Here is a 6,551-nt window from a genome sequence, read left to right as displayed (position 1 = left end):
TTCCCTTAGGTTTCAGGAAATGGCACGCAATTAATGACTGTCCAAGAGGCCTATTTTTCCGCTGTGGCAAAGGGCGCGTTGCATGAAGATGCAGCACAGCTTGCCGTGCTACCTGAACTAGAGCGCGTCCGCGCAGCGCTTGCCCAACCCCCCGCCAAACGCGGACTTTTCCGCAAAGCGCCGCCCCCTACGCCGGGTCTATATATGTGGGGTGGTGTGGGGCGCGGTAAATCCATGTTGATGGATTTGCTTTACGATCAGGTCGAGGCCCCCAAGCAGCGCAGTCATTTTCATGCATTTATGCAATGGGTTCATTCCGAAATGACCGAGGCCCGAAAGCGCGGCGTCGATGATGCGATTGCGCCATTAGCAGCGAAACTGGCCGGGGATGTGCGGTTTTTGGCTTTTGACGAAATGCAAATCTCCGACATTACCGATGCAATGCTGGTCGGCCGTTTGTTCGAGGCACTGTTTGACGCAGGCGTCGTTATTGTCACGACCTCTAACCGCCCGCCCGATGACCTTTATAAGCATGGACTGAACCGTCAACTATTCCTGCCGTTTATCGCTTTGATCAAAGAAAAAATGGTCGTGCATGAATTGGCAAGCGCCACTGACTATCGTCAGGATCGGCTGGCTGGCACGCAAAGTTACTTCAGTCCAAACGACGCCACTGCGCGAGCGGCGATTGCGCAGATCTGGCAGGACATCAGTCACGGCAAGTCCGAAACTTTGGTTTTACATGTCAAAGGCAGACAGGTTGCTTTGCCCGATTTTCACAATGGCGTCGCGCGCGCCAAGTTCTTTGATCTTTGCGGGAAGCCGTTGGGTGCCGCCGATTATCTCGCTTTGGCCGATGCCGTCCGTGTGTTGATCCTAGAGGACATCCCCGCATTGTCGCGGCACAATTTCAACGAGGCAAAGCGTTTTGTGACGCTGATCGATGCATTATACGAGGCCAGGGTGCAGTTGATTTGCAGTGCTGCGGCCAAGCCAGAGATGCTTTATATCGAAGGAACAGGTACATTTGAATTTGAGCGCACAGCCAGCCGCTTGCGCGAAATGCAGGCAGATGATTGGCTGACCTAGATTGGCTTGAATGTCGCGCCCTTGGGATCGTAGGCTTCTAGGCTGCCTTCGCCGATGTCATTCCACAGCCCGTGTAAGGAAAGCCGTTCGCTTTCCACTGCCTCTTTGACGAAGGGGAACGTCATCAGGTTTTCCAGCGAGATCACGACAGATGATTTCTCAAGCGCGCGTTTGCGTGATGTATCGTCGCCCTCGGGCAGGGCGGCGAAGCCGGGGCGGAGGATTTCCATCCAACGGCCGACAAAGCTGCTGGCCTCTTCTAATTCCGGCGCATTTCCGGAACACATGTTATAACACCCTTCAACCCCGCCACAGCCGGAATGGCCTAGCACGATCAAGTGCGCGACCTTTAGACCGGTGATCGCGTATTCCACTGCTGCCGATGTGCCGTGGTGATGCCCGTCGGGATTAAAAGGCGGCACCAGATTAGCGATATTGCGGTGAATAAAGAACTCGCCCTGATCGGCCCCAAAGATTGATGTCACGTGTACGCGGCTATCGCAGCATGAAATGACCATCGATCGCGGGTGCTGACCATCTTCGGCCAACCTGCGGTACCAGCCACGGTTTTCGGTATAAACGGTCGCTTTCCAACCGTGGTAACGGTTGACCAGATAGGCGGGTAAGGGGCGGGCATGTTCCATAATCGTGTCTTTCGCGCTGTTGCCTCTGGATACGTGGCATTTTCGCGAAATTCGAGCGGTTTTTCTAGCTTTCATCAACCTTATGAAAACCTTGTGTGTCTAAAAGCGAGGATATGAAGAATATAACCCCATTTCCGCAGGCCGCGCACAGTGTATCGCCAGATGTTGTGGTCTTGAACTGTCCGCTTCAATTGGTTTTTGATCCGGCACCGTTGCAACTGCTTTTTGATGAAAAGGAAATGCATGTCGCAGAAGAGGTCGTGTGTCGTATGCTCGAAGATATCGCGCTGCGGCTTGATATGATGCAGCGCGGATTGACGGCGCGGGACTTTTCCAAGATCGACAAACCAGCAAAGCGCGTGGCGATTGTTGCCAAGCAGTTGGGTCTGGTCGAGGTGGCGGTCACTGCTGATCATGTCAGAACCTGTCTGACGCAAGCGGATGGCGTGGCAATAGAGGCTACGATGGCCCGTTTGGAACGTGGTTTTGACGTGGCCATCAGCGAAATATGGAATTTCCGTGATCTATGACTGCAGCACGAACGGGGACTTGCGGCTGGTTGGTGGCCCGTTAGGTTGTGGGTGATCGCAATCATCTTCAGGATATTTCATGCCCCTCGCTTTCGCTGACAGAACAGACGCTGCAATTCCAATCAACGTGGTCGTGAGTGAGGGGTTGGAAAGTGCTTTGTCCAATTTGACGCCAGCGCATCAGGCTTGGGCGGCAGCGCAGGGATTTCAAGCGGGGTTAGGGCAGACCTTGTCATTGCCGAATGCCGATGGGACCGTATCTGCGGTGTTGGTTGGCTACGGAACTGCGGACAAGCGCGCGCGCGGCCGATTTCACATGGGCGCGGTGGCCGCAAAATTGCCGCAAGGTGACTACATTATTGCAAGCGGTTTGGATGGCGCTGATCTAGAAGAGGCCGCTTTGGCGTGGCTTTTGGCTGGTTACAGCTTTGACCGGTATTCCGGCCCGTCCGCTGCGACCGCCGCACTGGTCGCACCTGACGGGATTGATGCCGACCGCGTCGCAATCATTGCCAACGGCGAGGCGCTGACGCGTGAATTAATCGATACGCCCGCGTCTGACATGGGCCCTGACGAGCTTGAAGAAGCAATGCGCGCCTTGGCCAGCGAACATGATGCTTCAATCAATGTGATCAGCGGCGATGATTTGGTCATGGCAAATTTCCCGATGATCCACACAGTTGGGCGCGCTTCGACCCGTGCGCCACGGCTTATTGATATGCGGTGGGGTGATGCGGGTCCGCAGCTGACGCTGGTCGGAAAGGGCGTTTGTTTTGATACGGGTGGCTTGAACATCAAGCCCGGCAGCTCGATGGGGTTGATGAAAAAGGACATGGGGGGTGCCGCGACTGTTATGGGACTGGCGCATATGATTATGGCGCTTGGACTGAAACTGCGTCTGCGCGTGCTGATTCCGGCCGTTGAAAACAGCATAAACGGCAATGCATTTCGTCCGCAGGATATTCTAACTTCGCGCAAGGGTTTGACCGTCGAGATTAATAACACCGACGCGGAAGGTCGGCTGGTACTGGCCGATGCGCTGACTTTGTCCGACGAGGATGATCCGGCTTTGGTGATCTCTATGGCGACGTTGACGGGTGCGGCGCGCGTGGCAGTAGGGCCCGATATTGCGCCGTTTTATACCGACGATAATGGCCATGCCGCAGCTATTGCTTCCGCGGCCGAAAGAGTGGCCGATCCCGTCTGGCGTATGCCGTTTCACACCCCCTACGAGGCGATGATTGAACCGGGCATTGCCGATCTTGATAACGCCCCCAAGGGCGGATTTGCGGGCAGTATCACTGCCGCATTGTTCCTGCGTCGCTTTGTGGAAAGCCCCTACATGCATTTCGACATCTACGGATGGCAGCCAACTGCCAGCCCGTCGCGCCCCAAAGGTGGGGTCGGCATGGGCGCGCGTGCCATATTGGAAGCACTGCCCACGTTGTTGAAACTGTGACCGACCGCCGCCTGACACCGGCAAACGGGCGGGTCGCGGCGATGTACTTGGCCGGGCAGGTGGATGCGGACCGCTATCTCGAAGGTTGGCCGATGCGCATTAGCGCAGAGCTCACTGATCTGTGCGCAGCGCCTAATGGCGCACGCGATCGGCAGCTTTTGATAGGCGCTTTGGTGACTGTTTTTGAAAACACCGCAGGCTGGGCCTTTGTGCAAGCGGCTGATGGCTATGTGGGGTATGTGAAGGCTGCTGATCTGGGCGATCCGTTGAATCCTACCCATTTCGTGGGCACGGTAGCGACCCATGTCTATGAGCAAGAGGATTTTAAATCAGCGAACACCTACAGCCTGCCGTTTGGCGCACGGATCACCGTGATTGACGAGCGGCGCAAGTTTTTTGAAACCAATATCGGCTTTGTTCCTAAATCCCACCTGCGCGAGTTGAACCGCCCCTTTAGCGATCCTGCGACGGTTGCACAGCTTCACTTTGGCGTCCCCTATCTATGGGGCGGAAATTCAAGCCGCGGCATTGATTGCTCTGGTTTGATTACGGCTGGACTAGCGGCCTGCGATATTGCTTGCCCGGGGGACAGTGACATGCAGCGCGATACCTTAGGCACTGCATTTGACGGAGAGTATCAACGCGGTGACCTTGTGTTTTGGGAGGGTCACGTCGGCATGATGGTGGATGAAGAAACGTTAATCCATGCCAATGCGCACCATATGGCCACCGCCTATGAACCGATTGCGCGCGCGATTTTGCGTATTGCCGCGCAGGACGGCGGCCCGGTTTTGGCGCGCAAACGGCTTTAGGTGATTGCGCGGATCAGCTTGCGTTCGAGGACGCGCAGCACTTGGCGCAGGTCATTTCCGCGTTTCAAAACTTGACCATCCATACCGATTACGGCGTACTGCCCTTGTTTCATCCGGAGTTTTGGCCGCTTTTCAATCCGGTAAAGCGGGTTTTCAGCCGTTCGGCGAAAAACCGAGAACACCGCCGCGTCCCGCAAATGCGACAGCCCGTAGTCACGCCATTCGCTCGCGGCAACCATCCGTCCGTACAGACCAAGAATCAGGTTAAGCTCTGTGCGGTGAAAAGCCACTTGTTCGGGCGCAGAATGCTGTAAAGGAGTTTGACTGGACATTCCCCAGAATTGCGTCAAAACCCAACAAAATCAAGGGTTCATGTGCTGACGCCATGCTTAAGCCACAAAATAAACACTTATCTGCCGCGGCGTAATCCCAATGGGAACACAAGTGATCGCAATAGTTAAGACATAGCGAAATGCTACCCCGATGTTGTGATCAATAGCCCCCACCCAGCTCGCAACATCGGGGACACTCACAAATCCCCGTTAAAATTAGCCGCAACTGATGTCTGCAATGGTTTCGCTGCCATCAATCATAAAGTTGATGCGATCCGGCCAAAAATCCCTTGTGACCGGCTGCCCGGGCCGAATGACACGCACTTTTCCCATCAGCAAGACGCGCTCTAGCGCGGTGGCGGGTTGCCCGATCAATTGGGCGTAATCGGCCGCGCGGCATGTGTCTTCGGTCAAAGGCGGCAAAGAGGGCGCTGCGGTGCTGCACCCCGCAAGGATCATAAGAACGCATAAATTTTTCATTCGGCTATTGTCGCGGCTTTCAGAGTGAAGGCAAGTCGATGGTTGAAATCTGTGTCACTTTGCCTGATCGTTGCGTCAAAGAAACAGGAGATACCGGACATGCGGACACGTGCAGCAGTAGCACTCGAGGCGGGAAAACCGCTTGTTGTAATGGAAGTGAACCTTGAAGGCCCCAAGGCCGGTGAAGTGTTGGTGGAAATAAAGGCAACCGGTTTGTGCCACACCGACGAGTTCACCCGTTCGGGGGATGATCCCGAGGGTATTTTCCCCGCTATTTTGGGCCACGAGGGCGCAGGCGTCGTGATTGAAGTCGGTGAAGGTGTCACCAGTCTCGAAGTTGGCGACCATGTTATCCCGCTTTATACACCTGAATGTCGCGAGTGCGATTACTGTCTGAATCCTAAAACGAACCTGTGCCAAAAGATCAGATCGACCCAAGGTGCGGGCCTTTTGCCCGATGGATCGACCCGCTTTTCGATGCTCGATGGCACGCCGATCCACCACTATATGGGCTGTTCCACCTTCGCCAATCACACAGTCGTCCCCGAAATCGCACTTGCCAAAGTGCGCAAGGACGCCCCGTTTGATAAGATTTGCTATATCGGCTGCGGTGTCACGACAGGCATCGGCGCTGTGATCAACACGGCAAAAGTCGAGATTGGATCGACCGCCATTGTCTTTGGTCTTGGTGGTATCGGCTTGAACGTGATCCAGGGTTTGCGTTTGGCTGGTGCCGATCAGATCGTGGGTGTGGACCTGAACGAAGGCAAGATTGAGATGGCGACGCGGTTTGGCATGACCGATTTCGTGAACCCCTCCAAGATCGAAGGTGACTTGGTCGCCTATCTTGTTGAATTGACCGGTGGCGGCGCCGACTACACCTTTGACGCGACAGGCAACGTGAACGTCATGCGTACCGCACTCGAGGCTGCGCACAAAGGTTGGGGCGAAAGCATCATCATCGGCGTGGCACCTGCGGGCGCTGAAATCTCGACCCGTCCGTTCCAATTGGTCACCGGCCGCTCATGGCGGGGCACTGCGTTTGGCGGTGCATCTGGCCGCACAGATGTGCCCAAGATTGTCGATTGGTACATGAACGGCAAGATCGAGATCGACCCGATGATCACCCACAAGCTAAAGCTCGAAGACATCAATCACGGCTTTGATCTGATGCATGAAGGCAAGTCGATCAGGGCTGTCGTTGA

At 55.4% G+C, this 6,551-nt stretch carries 8 protein-coding genes; 5 read left to right on the top strand and 3 right to left on the bottom strand.

Annotated features, from left to right (window positions below):
- Positions 1 to 33: 33 nt before the first annotated feature.
- Positions 34 to 1,089 (top strand): cell division protein ZapE, encoded by a 1,056-nt coding sequence (zapE, locus tag QZ197_RS13955; RefSeq protein WP_296432746.1) that lies wholly within the window; start codon positions 34 to 36, stop codon positions 1,087 to 1,089.
- On the opposite strand, the gene QZ197_RS13950 is transcribed toward zapE, so the two are convergent.
- Positions 1,086 to 1,733 (bottom strand): carbonic anhydrase, encoded by a 648-nt coding sequence (locus tag QZ197_RS13950; protein WP_272146090.1) that lies wholly within the window; start codon positions 1,731 to 1,733, stop codon positions 1,086 to 1,088. The two genes, zapE and QZ197_RS13950, sit on opposite strands and share 4 nt — an antisense overlap.
- 113 nt (positions 1,734 to 1,846) lie before the next feature.
- On the opposite strand from QZ197_RS13950, the gene QZ197_RS13945 reads away from it, so the two are divergent.
- The 3 genes from QZ197_RS13945 (at position 1,847) to QZ197_RS13935 (ending at position 4,534) form a co-directional block, all read left to right on the top strand.
- Complete coding sequence (locus tag QZ197_RS13945; RefSeq protein ID WP_272146088.1) at positions 1,847 to 2,263, top strand: hypothetical protein; 417 nt, start codon at positions 1,847 to 1,849, stop codon at positions 2,261 to 2,263.
- A 79-nt stretch (positions 2,264 to 2,342) separates the two neighbouring features.
- Complete coding sequence (locus QZ197_RS13940; RefSeq protein WP_296432744.1) at positions 2,343 to 3,722, top strand: leucyl aminopeptidase family protein; 1,380 nt, start codon at positions 2,343 to 2,345, stop codon at positions 3,720 to 3,722.
- Entirely contained in the window at positions 3,719 to 4,534 is an 816-nt protein-coding gene (locus QZ197_RS13935) for an NlpC/P60 family protein (RefSeq protein ID WP_272146083.1), read from the top strand. The genes QZ197_RS13940 and QZ197_RS13935 overlap by 4 nt, the downstream gene beginning before the upstream one ends.
- Here QZ197_RS13935 and QZ197_RS13930 read toward each other — a convergent pair.
- Together QZ197_RS13930 and QZ197_RS13925 are read right to left on the bottom strand one after the other, a co-directional pair.
- The gene (locus QZ197_RS13930) at positions 4,531 to 4,866 is read right to left on the bottom strand and encodes a DUF2794 domain-containing protein (protein ID WP_272146081.1); all 336 of its coding nucleotides are present in this window, start codon (positions 4,864 to 4,866) and stop codon (positions 4,531 to 4,533) included. The genes QZ197_RS13935 and QZ197_RS13930 overlap by 4 nt on opposite strands.
- A gap of 216 nt (positions 4,867 to 5,082) precedes the next feature.
- Entirely contained in the window at positions 5,083 to 5,346 is a 264-nt protein-coding gene (locus QZ197_RS13925) for an I78 family peptidase inhibitor (RefSeq protein ID WP_272146079.1), read from the bottom strand.
- Positions 5,347 to 5,445: 99 nt separating this feature from the next.
- Between QZ197_RS13925 and QZ197_RS13920 the strand changes: the two genes are divergently transcribed.
- The coding region (locus QZ197_RS13920; protein WP_296432743.1) for an S-(hydroxymethyl)glutathione dehydrogenase/class III alcohol dehydrogenase at positions 5,446 to 6,551 on the top strand (1,106 nt) is incomplete at its 3' end.

This window comes from Yoonia sp., assembly GCF_017854415.1.
GTDB lineage: Bacteria > Pseudomonadota > Alphaproteobacteria > Rhodobacterales > Rhodobacteraceae > Yoonia.
This window is presented reverse-complemented; position numbering and strand designations above follow the sequence as displayed.

What these genes read in the sequence shown, in the direction of transcription:
- zapE (WP_296432746.1), top strand. Translation starts at nt 34, where the DNA reads ATGACTGTCCAAGAGGCCTATTTTTCCGCTGTGGCAAAGGGCGCGTTG.
- QZ197_RS13950 (WP_272146090.1), bottom strand. Translation starts at nt 1,733, where the DNA reads ATGGAACATGCCCGCCCCTTACCCGCCTATCTGGTCAACCGTTACCAC.
- QZ197_RS13945 (WP_272146088.1), top strand. Translation starts at nt 1,847, where the DNA reads ATGAAGAATATAACCCCATTTCCGCAGGCCGCGCACAGTGTATCGCCA.
- QZ197_RS13940 (WP_296432744.1), top strand. Translation starts at nt 2,343, where the DNA reads ATGCCCCTCGCTTTCGCTGACAGAACAGACGCTGCAATTCCAATCAAC.
- QZ197_RS13930 (WP_272146081.1), bottom strand. Translation starts at nt 4,866, where the DNA reads ATGTCCAGTCAAACTCCTTTACAGCATTCTGCGCCCGAACAAGTGGCT.
- QZ197_RS13925 (WP_272146079.1), bottom strand. Translation starts at nt 5,346, where the DNA reads ATGAAAAATTTATGCGTTCTTATGATCCTTGCGGGGTGCAGCACCGCA.